16 protein-coding genes are annotated in these 21187 nt (G+C 73.8%); 6 read left to right on the forward strand and 10 right to left on the reverse strand.

Annotated elements, in window-relative coordinates:
• Nucleotides 1-128: 128 nt before the first annotated feature.
• Nucleotides 129-3665: a DUF3710 domain-containing protein gene (locus JOF36_RS23495; RefSeq protein ID WP_210030837.1), complete on the reverse strand. Its 3537-nt coding sequence runs from the start codon at nt 3663-3665 to the stop codon at nt 129-131.
• A gap of 479 nt (nt 3666-4144) precedes the next feature.
• Nucleotides 4145-4660, reverse strand: coding sequence for a dUTP diphosphatase (gene dut, locus JOF36_RS23500; RefSeq protein WP_210030839.1), 516 nt, complete (start codon nt 4658-4660; stop codon nt 4145-4147).
• 25 nt (nt 4661-4685) lie between these two features.
• On the opposite strand from dut, the gene JOF36_RS23505 reads away from it, so the two are divergent.
• On the forward strand, nt 4686-5186 hold the full coding sequence (locus JOF36_RS23505) for a DUF3093 domain-containing protein (RefSeq protein ID WP_307862552.1): 501 nt from the start codon (nt 4686-4688) through the stop codon (nt 5184-5186).
• 71 nt (nt 5187-5257) lie between these two features.
• On the opposite strand, the gene JOF36_RS23510 is transcribed toward JOF36_RS23505, so the two are convergent.
• Nucleotides 5258-5560 (reverse strand): DUF4193 domain-containing protein, encoded by a 303-nt coding sequence (locus JOF36_RS23510; protein WP_210030845.1) that lies wholly within the window; start codon nt 5558-5560, stop codon nt 5258-5260.
• Between the two features lie 326 nt (nt 5561-5886).
• Here JOF36_RS23510 and JOF36_RS23515 point away from each other — a divergent pair, with 326 nt between their 5' ends.
• The gene (locus tag JOF36_RS23515) at nt 5887-6981 is read left to right on the forward strand and encodes a phosphotransferase family protein (RefSeq protein ID WP_210030847.1); all 1095 of its coding nucleotides are present in this window, start codon (nt 5887-5889) and stop codon (nt 6979-6981) included.
• Nucleotides 6981-7613 carry an envelope integrity protein Cei gene (gene cei / locus JOF36_RS23520; protein WP_210030851.1) on the forward strand — a complete coding sequence of 211 codons (633 nt, stop codon included), beginning with the start codon at nt 6981-6983 and terminating at the stop codon, nt 7611-7613. Before JOF36_RS23515 ends, cei begins: the two co-directional genes overlap by 1 nt.
• Nucleotides 7614-7636: 23 nt before the next feature.
• Here cei and JOF36_RS23525 read toward each other — a convergent pair whose 3' ends face one another.
• Nucleotides 7637-8470: an inositol monophosphatase family protein gene (locus tag JOF36_RS23525; protein ID WP_307862553.1), complete on the reverse strand. Its 834-nt coding sequence runs from the start codon at nt 8468-8470 to the stop codon at nt 7637-7639.
• 161 nt (nt 8471-8631) lie between these two features.
• On the opposite strand from JOF36_RS23525, the gene JOF36_RS23530 reads away from it, so the two are divergent.
• Nucleotides 8632-10122, forward strand: a complete 1491-nt coding sequence (locus JOF36_RS23530) for an RNA polymerase sigma factor (RefSeq protein WP_210036183.1) — start codon at nt 8632-8634, stop codon at nt 10120-10122.
• A 67-nt stretch (nt 10123-10189) separates the two neighbouring features.
• Here JOF36_RS23530 and JOF36_RS23535 read toward each other — a convergent pair whose 3' ends face one another.
• From JOF36_RS23535 to JOF36_RS23545, 3 genes are all read right to left on the reverse strand, one after another.
• The gene (locus JOF36_RS23535) at nt 10190-11113 is read right to left on the reverse strand and encodes a cation diffusion facilitator family transporter (RefSeq protein ID WP_210030853.1); all 924 of its coding nucleotides are present in this window, start codon (nt 11111-11113) and stop codon (nt 10190-10192) included.
• Between the two features lie 81 nt (nt 11114-11194).
• A complete protein-coding gene (locus tag JOF36_RS23540) occupies nt 11195-13720 on the reverse strand; it encodes an ATP-dependent Clp protease ATP-binding subunit (protein ID WP_210030854.1) in 2526 nt (841 codons plus the stop codon).
• A 96-nt stretch (nt 13721-13816) separates the two neighbouring features.
• The gene (locus JOF36_RS23545) at nt 13817-14914 is read right to left on the reverse strand and encodes a hypothetical protein (RefSeq protein ID WP_210030856.1); all 1098 of its coding nucleotides are present in this window, start codon (nt 14912-14914) and stop codon (nt 13817-13819) included.
• Nucleotides 14915-15179: 265 nt separating this feature from the next.
• Here JOF36_RS23545 and JOF36_RS23550 point away from each other — a divergent pair, with 265 nt between their 5' ends.
• Entirely contained in the window at nt 15180-16634 is a 1455-nt protein-coding gene (locus tag JOF36_RS23550) for an APC family permease (protein WP_210036184.1), read from the forward strand.
• A gap of 11 nt (nt 16635-16645) precedes the next feature.
• On the opposite strand, the gene JOF36_RS23555 is transcribed toward JOF36_RS23550, so the two are convergent.
• Nucleotides 16646-17899, reverse strand: coding sequence for an FAD-dependent monooxygenase (locus JOF36_RS23555; protein ID WP_210030858.1), 1254 nt, complete (start codon nt 17897-17899; stop codon nt 16646-16648).
• Between the two features lie 129 nt (nt 17900-18028).
• A complete protein-coding gene (locus tag JOF36_RS23560) occupies nt 18029-19276 on the reverse strand; it encodes an FAD-dependent monooxygenase (RefSeq protein WP_307862555.1) in 1248 nt (415 codons plus the stop codon).
• A 181-nt stretch (nt 19277-19457) separates the two neighbouring features.
• Here JOF36_RS23560 and JOF36_RS23565 point away from each other — a divergent pair, with 181 nt between their 5' ends.
• The gene (locus tag JOF36_RS23565) at nt 19458-20843 is read left to right on the forward strand and encodes a lipopolysaccharide biosynthesis protein (RefSeq protein WP_210030860.1); all 1386 of its coding nucleotides are present in this window, start codon (nt 19458-19460) and stop codon (nt 20841-20843) included.
• Between the two features lie 10 nt (nt 20844-20853).
• Here the strand turns inward: JOF36_RS23565 and JOF36_RS23570 are convergent, their stop codons facing one another.
• Nucleotides 20854-21144 (reverse strand): DUF3040 domain-containing protein, encoded by a 291-nt coding sequence (locus JOF36_RS23570; RefSeq protein WP_210030862.1) that lies wholly within the window; start codon nt 21142-21144, stop codon nt 20854-20856.
• Nucleotides 21145-21187 lie beyond the last annotated feature (43 nt).

The following is a 21187-nucleotide window of genomic DNA, read 5'->3' on the forward strand; positions in this document are numbered from 1 at the left end:
GGCCCTCACCAGGCACTCGTCGCCCGGTCGGCCGGGCGGCGCCGATCGGTCGCCCGGGTGCGCCCGGTGGTCGGCAGGGAAGACCACGCGACGGCCGTTCCGGACACGGTGCCCGGAACGGCCCGCGGTCAGTCGCGCCGGTGCCGGCCGAGGTCGCGGGGATCGGTGCCGCCGCCGCGCCGGCCGGACGACCACTGGCCGGTGAGACCGGAGCCCCCCACGGCGCGCCCGGGCTCGTCGCGCGGTTCCTCGTCCCGGTCGTCGTCCCGCTCGTCGGACTCGCGTCCGGCCGCTGCGGCCCGGCTGGCCCGGTAGTCGGCGAGCCCGGTGACGCCGTTCCCGTTGCGGGGCCCGGAGCCGGCCTGCTCCGCACTGCGCAGCAGTTCCTGCAGGGCACTGCGGGCTTCGTCCGCCGAGGGTCGTTCGCCGGTGTCGTGGGTGTCGTGGGTGCGTTCCCGGCGTTCCGCCCGAGGGCTGAACAGATCGTCACCGTCCGAGTAGGACCAGGCCGGCTCGCGGCCGGGCCGGTGGTCGGCCTCCTCGGACCGGTGGCCGGACCGATGGCCGGGCTCGTGATCGGCCCGGCCTGACCGGTGGTCGTCCTGGTGGTCGGACTGGCCTGACCGGTGGTCGGACTGGCCTGACTGGTGGTCGGGCTGGTGGTCGGGCTGGTGGTCGGCGGCCCGGCGCGGCGCGGGGCTCGCCGGCGCGTCGAGTGCCGCCGAGGCCAGAAGGTCCGCCACCGACGTGCCGCTACCCGAACCGTGCCGTCCGGCGCGGCGGCTGGCGGCGATCTCCGTGGAGAGCCAGTCGTCGTCGCCCGAGCGGGGCTGCGGCTGCTCGGCCGCCGGTCGCTCCCGGCGTTGCCGCCGGGGCACTGCCGGGGACGCCGCGGGCGCCGGAGGTGCCGGCGGGACCGGCACCCGGTCGAGGGTGGCGTCCATCAGCTGTACATCGGAGAGCGGGATGTCCTCGATCGCCGTCGACATCCGGCGGGCGACCTCGGCGTCGGTACGGGTGCGGTCCGGCTCGCCGGTGCCACTGCGGCCCGGATCGGCGGCCTCGGTGCCCGGCAGGTCCGCGGCGTCGATCGAATCGGGCGTGTCGGTTCCACGCCGGTCACCGGTGCCGACGCCCAGAGGGTCGGGTGCGTCGGTACCACTCCGGACACGGGTGCCGATGCCCAGCGGATCGGCCGCGTCGGTACCACGCCGGTCACGGGTGCCGACGCCCAGCGGATCGGCCGCGTCGATGCCACGCCGCTCCGTCGCGTCGGCACCGCGCCGGTGCCCGTCGCCGGTGCCACGCCCGGCCAGCAGGTCGGACGCGTCGATCCGGCCGACGCTCTCGCGGTCGGCGGCACGACGGCGGCGCGACCGGCGACCGGAGTCCCCGCCGGCGGAGTCGGCCGGCTCGCCCGGACCGGTACCGATGACGTCACCGGCACCGAACTGCGATTCGTCGTCGGTGCCGGCTCCCCGGGTGGACCCGGAGGCCGGGCGGGAGCCGCGGCCGGTGTCGGAGCCGCCCCGAGGCGCGTCGCGACGGGCCGGGTCGGCCTCGGTCCCGGCGAGCAGATCTGTGACCGACAGCGCGGTCACCGCGGGGTCGCGGCGCGCCGGGGGCTCGGCCGGTTCGGCATCCGGCGCGGGCTCCGGAGCCTGCGAGCCGAGCGGGTCCGACGAGCGCGAGCCGAACGGGTCCGACGCACGGGAACCGAACGGTTCCGGCGCGCCGGAACCGAGCGGGTCGGACGACCGGGCGCCCAGGGAGTCCGACGAGCGGGAGCCGAACGGGTCCGGTGTGGCGGAACCGAGCGGATCCGACGACCGGGTGCCCACGGCATCCGACGAACGGGAGCCGAACGGGTCCGACGTGGCGGAACCGAGCGGGTCCGGTGTGCGGGGCTGCGGGTCGGGCGTGCGGGGCGCACGGGCAGCGGTGTCGGCCGCCGGCGTCCGGTCGGACCCGGTCGCCCCGCGGCGGGGCCGCCGGGCCGGGCCGTCGAGCCCGTCGGCGAGCTCGTCCGGCTCCGGACGCTCGTTCCGGGTGAGCCGGCGACGGCCGCTGCTCGTGACCGCGGTGCGGTCGGAACGTTCCGGCCTGCCACGGCGCCGGCTCTGGCGGCCTGCGTCGGGAGCCTGGTCCGGCTCGTCGACCGGTGGGACGGACGGGCCGCCCGCGATCGCGGTGCGCTCAGCCGGCTCCTCCGGCGGGACGGGGCGGGCCAGCGCGGTCCGCTCGGACGGGGCCTCTCCTCGGACCGGCCGGGGCAGCGCGGTCCGCCCGGACGGCTGCTCCGCCCGGATCGGGCGGGCCAGCGCGGTCCGCTCGGCCGCGTTCTCGGCAGGCACCGCGCCGGGGGCCGCCGCGGCCGGGCGGCGTCGTGCCGCCGGGAGCGCGCGGGTCATGGGGTCGGCACCGGTGTCGTCCGACCGGCGCGTCGGGGCGGAGACCGGTCCGGCCGCCGGGACGCGCCGGGTCGGCGCGGGCGCCACCGGCGGACGGGCGCCCCCGCGCGGGGTCGCTCCGGTGGACGGCGCCTTCGTCGCTCCCGTCGACGGCGCCTTCGTCGCACCTGTCGACGGCGGCTTCGTCGCACCTGTCGACGGAGACTTCGTCGCACCGGTCGGCGAGGACGGAGCGGAACCGTCCGGTAGCGGGACGGAGACCGTGATGCTCGGTTTCTGCGGCGCGACCTCGGGCTGCTTCTCCCGCAGACGCTCGGGCAGGGTGAGCGGCAGCACCGTCCGCGGTGGGTAGGGCGACTTCCCGCGGACAACGATGATTCCGCGCAGCACCCGGCGCAGCTCGACGTCGAGCGCGTCCACTGTCTCCAGCGACGCCGTCGCGACGCCGTAGACCATCCAGCGCGGACCGTCGCAGCCCACGAACACCGACGCGGCGTTCTCGGTGCGGGCGTGCAGCTCGCGGCCCCAGTCCCCACGGGTGCTGCGGACCCGGGCACCGCCGTTGCGCAGCGACTTCTCGATCTCGGCGGACAGGTCGGACCACAAGCCCGACGACCGCGGGGCGGCCAGCGCGCTCACCGCGATCCGCCCCTCCGGCAGCAGCAGGTGGACGGCCTGCGGGTGCTCCGCGCCAGCCGGTTCGAGCGTCATCTCGGCGCCGTAGGGCACCGGGACCTGCACGGCCCCGAGATCGACGCGGGCGAGCGCGTCCGTCATCGACGGGTCGAGCTCCTCCACGTCGGCCGGGCCGAGCGGCCGGCCACCGCTGCCCGGCGGCGGGACGGACAGCGGGGCGTCGCCGACGCCGTACTCGTCCTCGTCGTACTCGTCGTACTCGTAGTCGTCCTCGTCGTGGTCGTCGCCGTAGTCATCGGCGTCGCGGTCGTCGCGGCGGCCCCAGGTGGGATCGTCGGGGTCGCCGCCGTCGAAGCCCTGGGGTGTCTGGTTGCGGGCGTAGGCGGGTTCGTCGCGCTCGCTGCGGTGGCTGAGCAGTGGCGGCTCGCGGTCGTCCCACCGGCCGTCCGCGGACACCCGGCCCTCGTGGTCGTCACCGGCGCGGAACCGGCCGGACGCGCCGGGCTCGCGCACCGCACGGACGGCCGTCGTCGCGGCGGCGCCGGCCGGTCCGGCACCGTTGCGACCGGCGCCCTCCCCTGCGGGGCCACCGCGGCCCGGTCCGGCACCGTTCGGCACGCGTCCGGCGCCGTTCGGCACGCGCCCGCCCGGCGCGGCGCCGTTGCCCGCGCCGTTCTGCGGGGTGCCGTTCTGCGGGGCGCCGTTACGACCAGCACCGTTCGGACCCGCACCGTTTGGACCTGCACCGTTCGGGCCAGCACCGTTGGGTCCGGCACCGTTGCGACCGGCACCATTGCGACCGGCGCCGTTCGGGCCCACACCGTTCGGAGCTGCACCGTTCGGAGCTGCACCATTCGGAGCTGCACCGTTCGGAGCTGCACCGTTCGGAGCTGCACCGTTCGGAGCTGCACCGTTCGGAGCTGCACCGTTCGGGCCCGGCCCGCGGTGGGCGTCGGGCCCTGCGGAGTGGTCGTCGTAGTCGTCGTAGAAGTCGGCGTCGCCGTAGCCCGGGTAGCCGGGATAGGTGCCGCTGCCGGTCACCTCGGTCTCGTGCTCGGGCCGGATGTCGAACATCCGCCCGCGGGTGCGTCCGGGCATCAGTGGGTACCTCCCCCGTGCCCGAGCGCGGCGTTCCCGCCGGTCGAGCCGTGGCCCGCGGTGCCGCGTACGGACTCCGGCAGCGCGGGGACCTCGATGAACCGGGCCGTCTCGACCCGCTGTACGACCAGTTGCGCGATCCGGTCTCCTCTGCGCAGCTCCACCGGCTCGGCCGGGTCCAGGTTGACCAGGCAGACCTTGATCTCGCCGCGGTAACCGGCGTCCACCGTGCCGGGCGCGTTGACTATCGACAGCCCGCAGCGGGCGGCCAGCCCGGAACGGGGGTGCACGAACCCGGCGTAGCCGTCGGGCAGTGCGATCGCGACGCCGGTACCGACCAGCGAGCGTTCACCGGGGGCGAGCACCAGATCCTCGGTGGTCACCAGGTCGGCCCCGGCGTCACCGGGGCGTGCGTAGGCGGGCAGCGGGATGCCGGGGTCGAGCCGGGCCAGCAGCACGTCGACGGACGGTGCGACCAGCGGCTCGTCCGGGGGAGCGGGGGCGGAACCGGGCACGGCGGGCGACGCTACCCTGGAACCCGTGAGCGATCGCCTTCCGGAGACGGACTCTGCGACGTCCGGCCCCACTACGTTCGACGAGCGGTTGTCGGTCCCCGTGTGGTGGTACCTGCTCGCCCTCGGACTCGCTGTCCTGATGGGCGCCCAGATCCACATGGGTTATCCGGGCCTACGGTCCTGGATCGGCTACGTGACGATGGTCCCGCTGTGCGTCGGCGCCCTCTGGTGGCTCGGCCGCAGCCGCACCACCGTGCGCGACGGGAAACTGATCTCGAACGGACGCACGCTGCCGCTGTCCGTGGTCGGCGTCACCGACATCGTGGCGAAGGCCGACAAACAGCAGGCCCTGGGCCCCGACCTGGATCCGACGGCGTACGTCCTGCACCGCGGCTGGGTGGGGCCACTGGTCCGGGTGGAGATCACCGATCAGGACTCGGACGAGCCGTACTGGGTGGTGAGCAGCCGCCGTCCGGAGGAACTCCGGGCGGCGATCGCGGAGCAGGCGCCGCACCGCACCGGCTGAGCAGCTCCTCCGACGACGACAGGCCCCGGCGGAAAAGTCCGCCGGGGCCTGTGCCGTCCCGTCCTCGCTCGTCAGGCCGCGCAGTCCCGGCAGAGGAACTGTCCACCCGACGAGCTGGCCAGCCGGCTCCGGTGGTGCACCAGGAAACAGCTGGCACAGGTGAACTCGTCCGCCTGCTTCGGCAGCACGTTCACCGTCAGTTCCTCGCCGGACAGGTCGGCGCCCGGGAGCTCGTAGCTCTCCGCGGTGTCGGTCTCCTCGACGTCGACGACCGCGGACTGCGCCTCGTTGCGGCGCTGCTTGAGCTCGTCGAGCGAGTCCTCGGCCATCTCGTCGGCCTCGTTGCGACGCGGTGCGTCGTAGTCTTGCGCCATGGGTCTCACCCTTGCCGTTCACGTCTGTGCTGCTCCTCCCGGCCGGTGAGCAGCAGATCCTTCGCATCTGTCGGTCGTCGCGTGCCGCTGAGAAACGTCGCGGCGACCAGGTTTGTGCCCGGTCACGGAAGTGACGCCGGTCTCACTCCGCCGACGGTCCGGCGGTGCTCGACCCGGATTCGTCCGGAGGGACCGGTCCGCACCGGCGGCGGGGAGGGTAGCCCAGGGTGCGGCATGTCGCGCACCGAGTCCCCCTGTTGCGCGTGCGGACGGGCGGGGGTGTCACACCGACACCACCGCGGCCGTCCGGACTAGGGTCGGTCGGCGTGACGACGAGCGCCCGCACGCCCACCCCCGGTGCCGACCCCGCGGAGGTCGGCGCCTGGCTGGCGAGGGTCCTGGACGATGAGCGGTGGACCGACGCCGAGCTGGCCTCGATCGGTGCGGGCCGGTCGAACCTGACCTACCGGGTCTCCTCCCCCGCGGGCGCCGTCGTGCTGCGCCGCCCACCGGTCGGCACCGTCGCAGCGACCGCCCACGACATGGGCCGTGAGCAGCGGGTGATCGCCGCCCTGGCGCCGACCGCGGTGCCGGTTCCCGCGGTCCTGGCCACCCACGACGGTTCCGCGGGAGGCCCCACGGACGCGCCCTGTTTCGTGATGGAACTCGTCGACGGCGTCGTCCCGCTGGACGATCTGCCCGAGGGCTGGGCGACCGGCGAGGCGGAGCGCCGGGCGACCGGCGAGGCGCTGGTCGACGTGCTCGCCGCGCTGCACGCCGTCGACCCGCACGAGGTCGGCCTGGGTGACTTCGGTCGCCCCGAGGGCTTCATGGAGCGCCAGATCCGGCGCTGGGGCAAGCAGTGGGCGGCGGCCCGGGACGGCGACGACCCGGTCCCGGTCACCACCGAGGACGAGACGCAACTCACCCGCCTCGCCGAGCGGCTCGCCGCGGACGTCCCGGCCGCGCAGCGGCACACGGTCGTGCACGGGGACTACAGGCTCGACAACTGTGTGTTCGACGCCACCGACCCGGGCCGGATCGTCGCCGTCCTGGACTGGGAGATGTCGACGCTCGGCGATCCGCTCGCCGATCTGGGGCTGCTGCTCGTCTACTGGCAGCAGGACGGCGACGACCGGGTCTGGTCGCACGCCCAGCCGCTGCCCTCCCCCACGGCGCTGCCCGGCTTCCCCACCCGCCGCGAGCTGGTCGCGGCCTACACCGCCCGCACCGGCCTCGACGTCGGCCCGCTGCCCTGGTACGTCGCGTTCGGCGCGTTCAAGCTGGCCGTGGTCCTCGCCGGGATCCTCGCCCGGGTCCGGGCCGGGTCGGTGCCGGCGGAGATGGCCGAGGGCCTCGACGGCTCGGTCGGGCCACTGGTCGCACTCGGCCACCACATGCTGGACGGGGGGTCCTTCTGATGCGCGTGCGGCGAGCCCGCACCGACCGGCCCTACGAGCGCCGCCGCACCCGACCCATCGTGATCACCGCGATCGTGCTGGCCGCGGTCGCGGTCGTCGCCTGGACGGCCGTGCTGAGCACCGCGTCGAGCGGCCCGTCGTCGACGAACTGCGCCGCACCCGCCTCGGGGGCGCTGCCCGGTTCGGAGATCACCCGCGTCGACCTGGACGGTGTCGCGGCCGCCGCACCCAACGACGCGCGCTTCCAGGTGCTCAACGCCGGTGGCCAGCGCGGCCAGGCGAACCTGGTGGCGGCCCAGCTCAAGGACTTCGAGTTCGGCGAGGCGAACACCCCGGGCAACGACCCGGCGTTCCCGGAGGGCGACCTGGACTGCATCGGGCAGATGCGTTTCGGGGCGGACGGCGAGGCCGCCGCGGCCACCCTGTCGCTGGCCCTGCCGTGTGTGGAGCTGATCCGCGACGACCGGCCCGGTGCGGTCGTGGACGTCGTGGTCGGGACGGCGTTCACCGACGTCGCGCCCAGCCGGACCGCCCGGGACGCGCTGGACCAGCTGGCGGCGCCGGGCAGCGAGGGCGCCGCGCAGGCGGACCCCGGTCTGCTCGCCCAGGCCCGCGAGAACGTCTGCAGCTGACGCCGGCGGCCCGCCGGCCCGGCTCAGACGTCGGCGGCTCCGCTGCGCCGGGCCAGGTCGGCCAGTTCACGGGCGATCCCGGGTGCGGCGGCGAGCGAGACGTCGCCGCCGAGGCCGTCGCCCGCCGCACCCAGGCCGTCCACCCCCGGCGGGACGGTGATGTGCACAACGGCACCCGCCTCACGGGCGATCAGCGCGCCGGCCGCCCAGTCCCACCAGCTGCAGCCGTGCTCGAGGTAACCGTCCAGCCAGCCGGCCGCCACCGCACAGAGGTCCAGCGCCGCCGCACCGGCCCGGCGGACGTCACGCACCTGCGGCAGCATCGCCGCGACCAGGTGGGCCTGGCGGGCGCGCCGCTCGGCCCGGTAGGCGAACCCGGTACCGATCAGCGACTGGCCCAGTTCGGTGGTCGTCGCGACGGCCAGCGGCCGCCCGTCGCAGGTCGCGCCCAGGCCGCGCCCGGCCGACCACAGCCGTCCCGCCGCGGGCTCGGCGATCGCCCCGGCGACCGTCTGCCCGTCCGCCACGGCGGCGATCGAGATCGCGTACCAGGGCAGGCCGTAGAGATAGTTCACGGTGCCGTCGATGGGGTCGACGACCCAGCGTGCGGTGGCGGCGTCGCCCGCCCCCTCCTCGCCGTACACGGGCTCGCCGGGACGGAGCGCGGCGAGCCGGGCCCGGACGAACTTCTCCACCGACGAGTCGGACTCGGTGACGACGTCGGTCGGCGAGCTCTTCGTCGACACCCCGCCGTCGCGGGGGGCGGGCAGGCTGCGCAGGTGCTCGGCGGCCTCGGTCGCGACCTGCTCGGCGACGGCGCGCAGGGTGGCGGGATCGCTGCTCTCGTGCGGGCTCACGGCACCCATCCGACCACGCCGGGGCCGTCCCGGACGCGCGGGGCGACGTGAGGTGCGACCCCGTCGGCGGTGCGCAGTTACAATGGAGCGTGCACCCAGCCTCCGGGACGCGCGGCGACCGCCAATCGACGCCGGCGACCGAGGTGGTGCCAGGACCGAACATTCCGGCCGTTCGTGGCCTCGTCGGCTCGACGAGCTCGCCGCGTAACGACTCCAGCGCACGTAGCGAGAGGGCCCAGGTGGCAGCCGCAGACTCCGCAGCACGCAGCGACTCGACCGTCGAGCCGACGTCGGGTACCGCATCCCGCAGCCGCCGACCGTCCGCGGCCGGCACGGCCACGTCGTCGACGACCGGCACCGCCGACAAGCCGGTCACGCGTACCCGCAAGACCGGCACGGCCACGAAGACCGCGCCGAAGACCGGCCCGAAGAAGCCGGCCCCGAAGAAGGCCTCCACCAAGAAGGCCGACGGCGAGGACGGCGAGACCGAGGACGCCGAGGTCGTGCTCGACGAGGGCGAAGTCACCGGCGACGACATCGAGGCGGACCTGGCCGAGGCGGCCAAGGACGTCGACCCGGATGACGCCGACGACGACGAGGAGGAGACCAACACCGGCAAGAACCGGGTGGCTCCGACCACGCGCTCGTCACAGCAGAAGTCCGCCGACTTCGTCTGGGACGAGGAGGAGTCCGAGGCGCTGCGCCAGGCGCGCAAGGACGCCGAGCTCACCGCATCGGCCGACTCGGTCCGCGCCTACCTCAAGCAGATCGGCAAGGTGGCGCTGCTCAACGCCGAGGAGGAGGTCGAGCTCGCCAAGCGGATCGAGGCCGGCCTCTACGGCGCCGAGCGCATCCGCAAGCTGTTCGAGTCGAACGAGAAGCTCTCCCCGCAGCTGCGGCGCGACCTGCGCTGGATCGTCCGGGACGGCGAGCGCGCCAAGAACCACCTGCTGGAGGCCAACCTCCGGCTGGTCGTCTCGCTGGCCAAGCGCTACACCGGCCGCGGCATGGCGTTCCTGGACCTGATCCAGGAGGGCAACCTCGGTCTCATCCGTGCGGTCGAGAAGTTCGACTACACCAAGGGCTACAAGTTCTCGACCTACGCGACGTGGTGGATCCGGCAGGCGATCACCCGCGCGATGGCCGACCAGGCCCGCACCATCCGTATACCGGTGCACATGGTCGAGGTCATCAACAAGCTCGGCCGTATACAGCGTGAGCTGCTCCAGGATCTCGGGCGCGAGCCCACTCCCGAGGAGCTTGCCAAGGAGATGGACATCACCCCGGAGAAGGTACTGGAGATCCAGCAGTACGCCCGGGAGCCCATCTCACTGGACCAGACCATCGGTGACGAGGGTGACTCGCAGCTCGGTGACTTCATCGAGGACTCCGAGGCCGTCGTGGCCGTCGATGCGGTGAGCTTCACCCTGCTGCAGGACCAGCTCCAGTCGGTGCTGGCGACGCTGTCCGAGCGCGAGGCGGGCGTCGTGCGGCTGCGGTTCGGCCTCACCGACGGCCAGCCGCGCACCCTCGACGAGATCGGCCAGGTCTACGGCGTGACCCGCGAGCGGATCCGCCAGATCGAGTCGAAGACGATGTCGAAGCTGCGCCACCCGTCGCGGTCGCAGGTGCTGCGGGACTACCTGGACTGATCCGGTCGCTTCCCGTCGGCCCCCACCGGTTTCCGGTGGGGGCCGACGCGGCTCCACCACATGCCGGTCAGCCGCAGTGGTTCTCGTGGGCCACGTGTGCGTCGTGTTCCACCTGCAGGGTCGAGTGGTCCAGCCCGAACCGCTCGCGCAGCACGTGCCCGGCCCGGTCCAGCACCGACCGGTCCCCGCAGTGCGCCGAGACCTCCTCGTCCACCACCAGGTGCGCGGACATCGCCGGGGTCCGGTCGTTGATCGCCCAGAGGTGCAGGTCGTGCACCTCGGTCACCCCGGGCACGCCCAGCAGCTCCACACGGACCTCCCCCGCGTCGATCCCCTTCGGGGCGCCCTCCAGCAACACGTGGGAGGCCTCGCGCAGCAGCCCGACCGCCCGCGGCAGGATCAGCGCGACGATGAACAGCGAGGCGACGGTGTCGGCGTAGGGCCAGCCGGTGGTCATCAGCACCACCGCGGCGGCGAGCACGCCGACCGAGCCCAGGGCGTCGCCGAGGACGTGCAGCATCGCGCCGCGCATGTTCATGTTGCCGCGGTCACCGCCGGCCAGCACGGCCAGCGAGACCAGGTTGCCGACCAGGCCGAGCACGCCGATGACCAGCAGCGGGACGCCCGGGATCTCCACCGGATCGAACAGGCGCTGCACCGCCTCGACCGCCACCCAGACGACGACGGCGACCAGCGTCAGTGCGTTCAGCGCCGCGACCAGGACCTCGGCCCGCCCCATCCCGTAGGTCCGGCGCGCGGTGGCCGGGCGGGCGGCCAGGATCGACGCGACCAGCGCCGCGACCAGTGCACCGGCGTCGGTGAGCAGGTGCCCGAGGTCCGCGAGCAGCGCCAGCGACCCGGTGAGCAGTGCACCGAGCGCACCGATGACCGCGGTCGCCAGGGTGACGGCGAGCGCGATCGCCAGCCGCCGCCGGTCGGTCGCCGCGCCGGCGTGTCCGTGGCCCTGTCCGTGGCCGTGTCCGTGACCCATGCCCGCCAGCCTATATATGCATGTATTCGCATGTCGACACACCTGATCGAGGGGTGAGCACGGGGCGACGAACCTCCCCGACTACCGCACGGCCGGCTCGGCCCCCTCGATCGCGAGCTCTCCGTCGCGGGCGGCCACCCGCACCGTCGTGCCGGGACCGATGCGGCCGTCGAGCAGCATCGCAGAGAGCGGGTTGTCCAGCTCGCGGCGGATGGTGCGGCGCAGCGGCCGGGCCCCGAAGTCGGGCTGGTGGCCGTGCTCGGAGAGCAGCAGCACCGCGTCGTCGGTGATCTCGAAACCGATGTCCTTGCGGGCCAGCCGTTCCCGGGTGTCCTCGAGCAGCAGCTTGGTGATCTCGACGAGCTGGTCGATGTCGAGCCTGCGGAACACGATCGTCTCGTCGATCCGGTTGAGAAACTCGGGGCGGAAGACCTCGCGCAGCCGCGGCATCAGCCGGTCGCGCAGCACCGCGTCCTCCCGGTCGGCCGCCGAGGCCTCCTGGGTCGCCGCCGAGCCGAAGCCCAGCGTCATCCCGTGCCCGGTGATCAGCTCCGACCCCACGTTGGACGTCATGATGATCACGGTGTGCCGGAAGTCGACGGTCCGGCCCTGGCCGTCGGTGAGCCGGCCGTCGTCGAGCACCTGCAGCAGCGTGTTGAACACGTCCGGGTGCGCCTTCTCGATCTCGTCGAGCAGCAGCACCGAGTACGGCCGCCTGCGCACCGCCTCGGTCAGCTCGCCGGACTCGCCGTAGCCGACGTAGCCGGGCGGTGCGCCGACCATCCGGGCGACGGTGTGCTTCTCTCCGTACTCGCTCATGTCGAGCCGGACCATCCGGTCCTCCTCGCCGAACAACGCCACCGCGAGCGCGCGGGCGAGCTCGGTCTTGCCGACCCCGGTGGGGCCGAGGAACAGGAAGCTGCCGACCGGGCGGTCCTCGTCACCGAGACCGGAGCGGGAACGGCGGATCGCCTCCGCGACCGCGGTGACCGCCGCATCCTGGCCGACGACGTAGCGGTGCAGCTCGTCCTCCAGCTTGAGCAGCCGATCCCGTTCGGCCTCGGTGAGCTGGGTGGCCGGGATGCCGGTGGCCCGCGAGACCACCTCGGCGATCTCGTCGACACCGACGACGGGTGCCTTGCGGTCCGGGTCGGTGGGGTCGGCGGCCAGCTGCTCGCGGGCCTCGGTGATCTCGTCGCGCAGCTGCGAGGCCTTCTCGTAGTCCTCGTGCGCGACGGCCTGGTCCTTGTCCCGGGTGAGCTGCTCGATCCGCTGCTCGATCTCCCGGCGGTCCACCGTGGGCGTGCGGGTACGCAGCCGCACCCGGGCACCGGCCTGGTCCAGCAGGTCGATGGCCTTGTCCGGCAGGAACCGGTCGGTCACGTAACGGTCGGACATCTCGACGGCAGCGCGCAGCGCCTCCGGGGTGAAGCTGACCTGGTGGTGGGCCTCGTAGCGGTCGGCCAGCCCGCGCAGGATCGCGACCGTGTCCTCGATCGACGGCTCCGGCACCAGCACCGGCTGGAACCGGCGGGCCAGCGCCGAGTCGGATTCGATGTAGCGGCGGTACTCGTCCAGCGTCGTCGCGCCGATGACGTGCAGCTCACCGCGGGACAGGGCCGGCTTGAGCAGGTTGCCGGCGTCCATCGCGCCGCCGCCGTCCCCACCGCCGGTGCCCGCACCGACCATGGTGTGCAGCTCGTCGATGAACACGATCAGGCTGTCGGAGTGCTCGCGGATCTCCTCGATCAGTGTCCGCATGCGCTCCTCGAAGTCGCCGCGGTACTTGGTCCCCGCGACGACGCCTGCCAGGTCGAGCTGCATGACGCGCCGGCCGCGCAGGGTGTCGGGGACCTCGCCGTCGGCGATGCGCTGGCCGATGCCCTCGACGACGGCGGTCTTGCCGACCCCGGCCTCGCCGATCAGCACCGGGTTGTTCTTGGTACGCCGCGACAGCACCTCGATCGTCTGCTCGATCTCCTCGCCGCGACCGATCACCGGGTCGAGCCGGCCGCCGCGGGCGGCGGCGGTGAGGTCCTGGCCGTACTGGTCGAGGGTCGGGGTCGACGTCTCGCTCTGCTCGCCCCCGGGTCCGGCTCCCGTGGCGGTGCCGGGCTGCGGCCCGCCGGCGCCCGACGTCATCGAGCCCGGGCTGAAGCGGGAGCGGGCCAGCAGGCGTCCGGCCGCGGACTCCTCGTTCGCAGCCAGGGCGAGCAGCAGGTGCTCGGGGCCGATGTAGGTCGAGCCGATCGAACGGGAGATCTGGTGCGCGTCGAGCAGTGCCCGCTTCGCCGACGGCGTCAGCGACGGCGGGCGGGGATCCGTGCCGTCCGCGCGCGGCAGGCGCTCCTCGAGCGTCCGGGTGATCGCGTCCGGATCGCCGCCGGCCCGGGTGATCCACTGGCGGGTGGTCTCGCTGCGGGCGCACGCCAGCAGGATGTGCGTGGCGTCCAGATCGGTGTCACCGCGCTCCATCGCCTCCTGCGCCGCCCGGGCCATGATCTCCCGGGCGCCCGCGCTCATCAGGCGGGTGAGGTCGATCCGGTGCACCGGGCCGCGGGGGTCGCCGGGGCCGCGCGGGTCACCCGGTCCGAAGAAGCCGGTCATCATTCACCTCTCGTCGGGGACGGCCGATCGGCAGCTTTCCCCGCACGACCGCAGGTGAAACCGGCAGGGCCACGCCGGTGTCCGGCCGAGGCGCGGTCAGCCCAGGTCGGCGGCCGGTGTGTCGTCGCCGGCCGCCGCCCTGTCGGCGGGCACGCTGCCGGCGAGAACGCTGCCGTCAGGTGCGCCGGCGGGCGGCACCGCACCATCGAGCACGTCGTCCGCGACGTCGCGGCAGACCGCCCAGCCGTACTCGGCACCGCGGGCCGCCGGGTAGGTCAGCAACACCGCGAGGGCCCGCTCCCGCCAGGCCAGCACGCAGTTGAGATTCCACTCCCCGTGCCCGTGCAGGGTCCAGCCGTTCTTCTCCGCCACCTCGCCGGGCAGTCCGGTGTGGATCCCGGACCGGCCGTCCGGGGTGAGGGCGGCGAGGTCGGCGAGCAGCTCGGTGCCGCCGGGCCACTCCGGGGCCCGGTCACGCACGCAGGCGAGGATGCGGGCCGCGTCGACCGCGGTGAGCCGGGTGAACGACCACCAGCCCGGCCGCGGTGTCGAGACCGCCACCCCGCACTCGGTGTCCAGCCGGGCGATCGAGGCGTCCCGGCCGAGGGCCCGGTAGAGCCGCTCGGCGGCGGCGTCGTCGCTGGCACGCACGGCGGCGGCGATGTCCGCCCGCTCGGCGGCGGTCACCGCGCGCCCGGCCTCGGCCGCGGCGCGCAGCGTGTCGGCGGCGAGCCAGGCCTTGATCGTGGACTCGGCCTCGGTCCGGTCGGTGTCCGCGTTCGCCGAGCCCGCCCACCGGTCCGCGGCCGTGTCGAGCAGTGCCCAGGACAGCGTCAGCCCGTCCTCGCCCGCCCGGCGCACCGGCACCGTGCCGGGAGGGTGCGCGAACACGTCACCGGCCGCCGGGCCCGCGCCGGGCGGGACCATGGTGGCCAGGAGCTCCTCCCGGGTCACCGGCAGGCCGGGGGCGGCGGGATCGGCAGTGCCGTCCGCCGCGATCGCGACGCCGTCCGGGATCCCGGTGCCGGTCCGCGTGGCCGTCGCCCCGGAGCCCGCATCCGCCGCCTGCAGGACGGGCGACCCGGCGCCGGACTCCCCCGCACTGCCGGCCGCGCCCGCACCGAGCACGGCCGGCAGTGCCACGACGGCCGTCACCGCCAGCACACCGGCGCAGCGACGCAGTCGATCGGACACCGCTCCCCCGTCCCGAGGCCGGTGGGAGGTGGCACGTCGCGCGGGACACCGGCTCACCCCGCAGCGTCGCCGACCGGGCTCCGAGGAGTGCGGAACGCGGCGAACGTTCACGCAGCATTATCACCGACAGGAGGCCGAAACGGACTTTCCCGATGTTCCGGGCGGCCCCGGGTCCCGTCCGGCGACGGTGCCGTGTGGCGGCATACGGTCACGCAACGGTCGGACGGACGAACTCGGGGGTGAGGGCGTGGGGTGGACACGCACGATGCCGGTGGAACGGATCCTGGAGCGGAGCCGCTCGGGCACAGACGGATCCGGCTCGCCGCTGAAACGCACGCTGCGGGCCCGGGACATGGTCGGCTTCGGTGTCGGCATCATCATCGGTACCGGGATCTTCACCCTCGCCGGCGTGGAGGCACAGCAGCACGCCGGCCCCGCCGTCACCCTGTCGTTCCTGATCGGCGCGGTCGTCGCCGGCCTGGCCGCGGTCTGCTACGCGGAGCTGGCCTCGTCGGTCCCGACCGCCGGCTCGGCCTACACCTACGCCTTCACCACCCTCGGCGAGGTCTTCGCCTGGATCATCGGCTGGGACCTGCTGCTCGAGTTCGGGCTCGGTCTCGCGGTCGTCTCGCGCAGCTGGTCGGGGTACCTCGCCGAGCTGTTCGGGCTGCCGACGGCCTGGTTCGGTGAGGACGCGACGGTCAACATCGGCGCCGTCGGGATCATCGCGCTGCTCACCGCGGTCGCCGTGGCCGGCATCCGCGAGTCGTCCCGGCTGACGAACCTGCTCGTGCTGGTCAAGCTGGCGGTGTGCGTGCTGATCGTGGCCGTCGGCGTGTTCTACATCGACACGGCCAACCTGACGCCGTTCGTCCCGCCGGCGCAGCCGCCGGAGGGCGGCGGCACGGTGTTCACCCAGCCCGTCATCTCCGGGGTGTTCGGGCTGGAGCCGACCGTCTACGGGGTCGGCGGCATGCTCACCGCGGCCGCGATCGTGTTCTTCGCCTACACCGGCTTCGAGGCGCTCGCGAACCTCGGCGAGGAGGTCAAGCGCCCGAACCGGGACCTCAAGATCGGCCTGCTCGGCGCGCTCGCCGTCTGCGCGGTGCTCTACATCGCCGTCTCGCTGGTCCTCACCGGGATGGTCCCCTACACCGAGATCGACCCCGGCGCCCCGCTCTCCGTCGCCTTCTCGAGCGTCGGCCTGCCGTGGGTGGCCACCCTGATCTCGATCGGCGCGGTCACCGGACTGACCTCGGTGATGATGGTCGAGCTGGTCACGATCGGCCGGATCGGGTTCGCGATGGGCCGCGACGGCCTGCTGCCCGAGGCGATCGGCACCGCGCACCCGCGCTGGGGCACCCCGCACCGGATGACGATCATCGGCGGTGTGGTCTGCGCGATCATCGCCGCCTTCACCCCGATCACCGCGCTGGCCGACATGGTCTCGATCGGCGCGCTCGCGGCGATGATCATCGTGGCGATCGCGGTCCCGGTGCTGCGGCGGGCGCGGCCGGACCTGGAGCGCCCGTTCCGGGTCCCGTTCTCGCCGGTCGTCCCGGCGATCACCGCCCTGGCCTGCCTCTACCTGATGCTGAATCTGAACCTCGACACCTGGATCCGGTTCGTCGGCTGGCTGGTGCTCGGCCTGCTGGTCTACGTGTTCTACGGCCGCAAGCACTCGTTCCTGGCGAAGGAGGCCGACCGGGACACGGCCTGACCACCGGCGGCTCAGGAGCAGCCGGTGACCACCCCGACCGGGTCGACCTCGCCGCGCCGCAGCGCCCGGTGCAGCCGGCGGGCGAGGGTCAGGCGCCGCCGCACCTGGCGCACGGACCCGATCTGGGTCGCCTCGTGCAGCCGGCGGTGCAGCGGGCCCTGGTCGCCGCGGCGGTCCAGCAGCGACCACGAGAAGTCGATCGCGCCGGCGCCGTCGAGGCGGTGGGGCACCGTCTCGAACCACCGCATGCTGCGCCGCGCCATGTCCTGGATCGGCGCCATCGCGGCCCGGCGGCGGGCGTCGTAGGTCGCCAGCGCGGCCACGAGGTCCGGCGCCGGAGCGCCACCCGGATAGAGCTCCTCGGCCAGCACGATCGCGTCGGCCACCGCGAGCACGGTGCCGGAGCCGATCGCGAAGTGCGTGGTGTGCGCGGCGTCGCCGGCCAGTACGACGTGCCCGGACCGCCACGAGGTGTTGCGGACCTCGCGGAACTCCAGCCACGGCGAGGCGCCCATCCCGGGCGGGGCGATCAGCGAGTGTCCCTCCAGCGACCGGGCGAAGATCGTCTCCAGCAGCCGCATCCCCTCGTCGGCGGACATCCGGTCCAGGCCGAGACCGGCCCAGGTCTGCGGGGTGCACTCCACGATGCAGGTGCTGACGCAGTCCGCGGCGGGGTAGGCGTGGAACCAGACCCAGCCGGCCTCGGTGTGTTCGAAGGCGAAGGTGAACGCCGCGAACGCCTTGGACGTGCCGAACCAGACGTAGCGGTTGGTGCCGTGGGTCAGGCGGGTGCCGAAGTCGTCGCTGCGGGCGCTCCGGATCGCGCTGCCCGCCCCGTCCGCGGCGACGACGACGTCGGCGTCCGTGGTCAGCGGGTCGGCGGCCAGATCACCGTCCGCGGCGACCGCGGTGCCGAACCGCAGGTCGACGCCGACCTGGCGGGCCCGCACGGTGAGTACCTCCAGCAGCCGCGCCCGCCCGATCGAGTAGCCGTAGCGCCCACCGAGGTGCACGGTCTCGCCTGCGACCTCGACGACCTGGTCGCCCCAGACGTGCGCGGCGGCGCGGACGCCCTCCGCGCCGACCGGGTCGGTGCGGTAGAGCTCGTCGAGGATGTCCTCGCCGAGGGTCACGGCGAACCCGGACGCCTGCCCCGGCGCGTTCCGCTCGGCGACGACGACCTCGTCCCGGCCGGCGGAGCGCAGCCGCGCCAGGATCGCCAGATACAGGCCGGCCGGACCGCCACCCACGCACACGATCTTCACGTGCCGTCCCTTCCGGCCCGCCCCGGCGGCAGGACCGGCGCCAGGGTAGGGGACGAAGCGGACACCTGCACTACGAGGGGTAGCCGGATCCGCTGCGGAACGTGACGGAACGAGTGACGTGCGGGCCGTTCAGCCGATCGCGCCCCGTTCGCCGCGCTGGGCCGCCCGCCGGACGCGCCGAGCGCTGGTCAGCGTGCGACGCACCTGCCGGAGCGGGCCGATCTGGGTCGCCTTGTGCAGGCCGTAGTGCAGCCGGCCCATGTCCCCGCGCCGGTCGAGCAACGCCCAGGAGAACTCGATCGGGTCCTCGCCCTGGTCGAGGCGCCGCCCGGCCCGCTCGAACCACTGCATGTTGCGGCGCGCCATGTCCTGGATCGGGCCGAGCCGGGCGCGGCGCGTCGCGTCGTAGGCGGCCAGCGCGGCGCCCCGGCCGTCCGGGCAGTCCAGGTCGACGACGTCACGGGGGCCTGCCGAACCGTAGAGGGCGTCGGCCAGCGCCACCGCGTCCTGCACCGCGAGCACGGTGCCCGAACCGATGCCGAAGTGCGTGGTGTGCGCGGCGTCGCCGGCCAGTACCAGGTCACCGTCGCGCCAGGTGCGGTTGCGGATCTCCCGGAAGCGCAGCCACGGCTCCTCGCCGAAACCGTCGGCGGGCGGGAGCAGCCGGTGCCCCCCGAGTGCGTCGGCGAAGATCGACTCGAGCATCCGCAGGCCGTCGGCGGGGGGCATGCGGTCGAGCCCGAGCCCCTCCCAGGTCTCCGGCGCGCACTCCACGATGCAGGTGCTGGCACCGTCCGCGGAGGGGTAGGCGTAGAACCAGACCCATCCGGCGTGGGTCCGCTCGAAGGCGAAGGTGAAGACGTCGACGGTGCGGTCGGTGCCGAGCCAGACGTAGCGGTTCTCGCCCGGCTCGATCGTCGTGCCGAAATGGTCGGCCCTGGCCGAGCGCAGCCGGCTGCCGACACCGTCGGTGGCCACGACCACGTCGGCGTCGAGCTCGCCCCGGTCGGCGATCGTGCTACCGAACCGCAGGTCGACGCCGAGCTGCTCGGCGCGCCGGGTCAGGACCTCGAGCATCGTCACGCGGGCCATCGAGTAGCCGTACTTGCCACCGAGGTGCACCGGCCTGCGGTCGCCGATGCGGACCATCTGGTCGCTCCACAGCCGTGACGCACGGCGCAACGCGGGCGCCCCGGCGGGGTCGGTGCGATAGAAGTCGTCGAGCAGGTCCTCGCCGAAGGTGACACCGAACCCGTGTGTCCGCCCCGGCTCGTTGCGCTCGTGCACGACGACCTCGTCCCGGCCGCCGGAACGCAGCCGGGCGAGAATCGCCAGGTAGAGGCCGGTCGGCCCACCACCCACGCACGCGATACGCACCAGAAGCCCCCTCGGTTCACCGCATCACACAATGGAAGGTCACGGTAGCGCAGGGTTTGCGAACCCCGATCGGGTGTGCTGCCACGCCGCGACCCGGGACGTGACCCCGAGGTCCCCCTCGTTAGCGTGGTGTCGTGTTCGTGAGCAACGCCCGCGCAGGCGTCCGGTGAGCCTCGGCGGGATGGTGGCCGGACGGCTGCAGTCGGTGCGGCGGGAGATGAGCAACCCGCTCTACCGCAATGCCTACGCGCTCATGCTGAACACCATCGTCAACTCCGGGTTCGGGCTCCTCTACTGGATCTTCGCGGCGCGCACCTACAGCCCCGAGGACGTCGGCCGCGGTTCCGCGCTGGTCAACCTGATGATGCTCATCTCGGTGCTGACCACGTTGAACTTCGGCCAGGCGCTCGTCCGGTTCCTGCCGACGGCCGGGAACGACTCGGCCCGGCTGGTACGCCTCGCCTACGCGATCTCGACCGGGCTCGGGGCACTGGTCGCGGCCGTCGTGATGACCTACCTGCACCTGGCCCGCTCCCCCGGCGACCCGCTGTGGGTCTCCCCCGGGTTCGCGGCCTGGTTCGTCGTCTCCACCGCCGCGTGGTCGATCTTCAACCTGCAGGACCAGATCTACACCGGGCTGCGCTCGGCGATGTGGGTGGCGTTGAAGAACGGCGTCTACGGCGTGGTCAAGCTGGTGCTGCTGGTGATCGTGGCACTCACGTCCGTCGAGGACGGCGTGTTCACCTCCTGGTCGGCGCCGGTGCTGGCGCTGCTGGTGCCGTTCAGCCTGCTCATCACCCGGCGGCTGTTGCCCCGGCACATCGCCGAGTCCGCCGCCGAGCCGGGCTCCGGAGCCCCGGAGAAGAACACGCTGCGCCGCTACATGGCGGGCGACTACGCGGGCCAGGTGTTCAACCAGGCGACGTCGTCGTTCCTGCCGGTGCTGGTCATCGGGCTCCTCGGGCCCCAGCAGAGCGCCTACCTGCTCCCGGCGCAGACGGTGTTCATCGCGATGAACATGCTGTCGATCGCGATCACGTCCTCACTGGTGGTCGAGGGCTCGCGCGACCCGGCCCGCGCGCACCTGCTGGCGCGCTCGATCGCCCGCCGGATCGCCGTCATCGTGCTGCCCGCGGCACTGGTGATCGGGCTGGCGGCGCCGTTGCTGCTGCTGCTCTACGGCCGTGACTACGCCGAGAACGCCTCGCTGCTGCTGCAGCTGCTGATGGTCTCGATGCTGCCGCGGGTCGTCGTCACGCTCTGGATGACCCGGTCCCGGCTGGCGAACCGCACGGCGCCGCTGGCGGTGCAGCAGCTGGTGCACGCGATCGTCGTGCTGACCGGGACGACGCTGCTGTCCCCGATCGTGGGTCTCGACGCCGTCGGCTGGTCCTGGCTGGCCGCCGAGCTGCTGCTCGCGGTCGTCCTGGCCCCGGTCGTCGTCCGCTGGCTGCGCGGGACCCACCCGGTGCAGCCCCGGACGCAGCCGGTGGACCCGGACGCGACCGAGGTGATCGGCCGCGTGCCGGACCAGTCGACCGACCGGATTCCCCGCGTCCGGGACTGATCGGGCCCCGTCAGGTCAGGGGGAACCCGCGCGGGTCCTGCGGGCGCACCGGGTAGCGCCAGGCCAGCCAGACGACTCCGGTGCCGGCCACCGCGGCCAGCGCGCCGGCCGGGCTACCCAGCAGGAGCAGCAGGAGCCCCGTGACCGCCGCGACGACGACCGCGATCCGGGCGCCGGAGGGCCGCCCGGCGGCGGGCAGCCGCTCCTGCTCACTATGGAAGCGGGCGACGAACTCGGGATCGTCGGCACAGAGCCGCCGCTCCAGGTCGTCCAGCACGCGGTGATTGCGATCGTCCGGCACGACACACCTCCTACTTCGCAGGCACACCCTATTTATATCGCAT

The organism is Pseudonocardia parietis (assembly GCF_017876315.1).
In the GTDB taxonomy this organism is placed as follows: Bacteria; Actinomycetota; Actinomycetes; order Mycobacteriales; family Pseudonocardiaceae; genus Pseudonocardia; species Pseudonocardia parietis.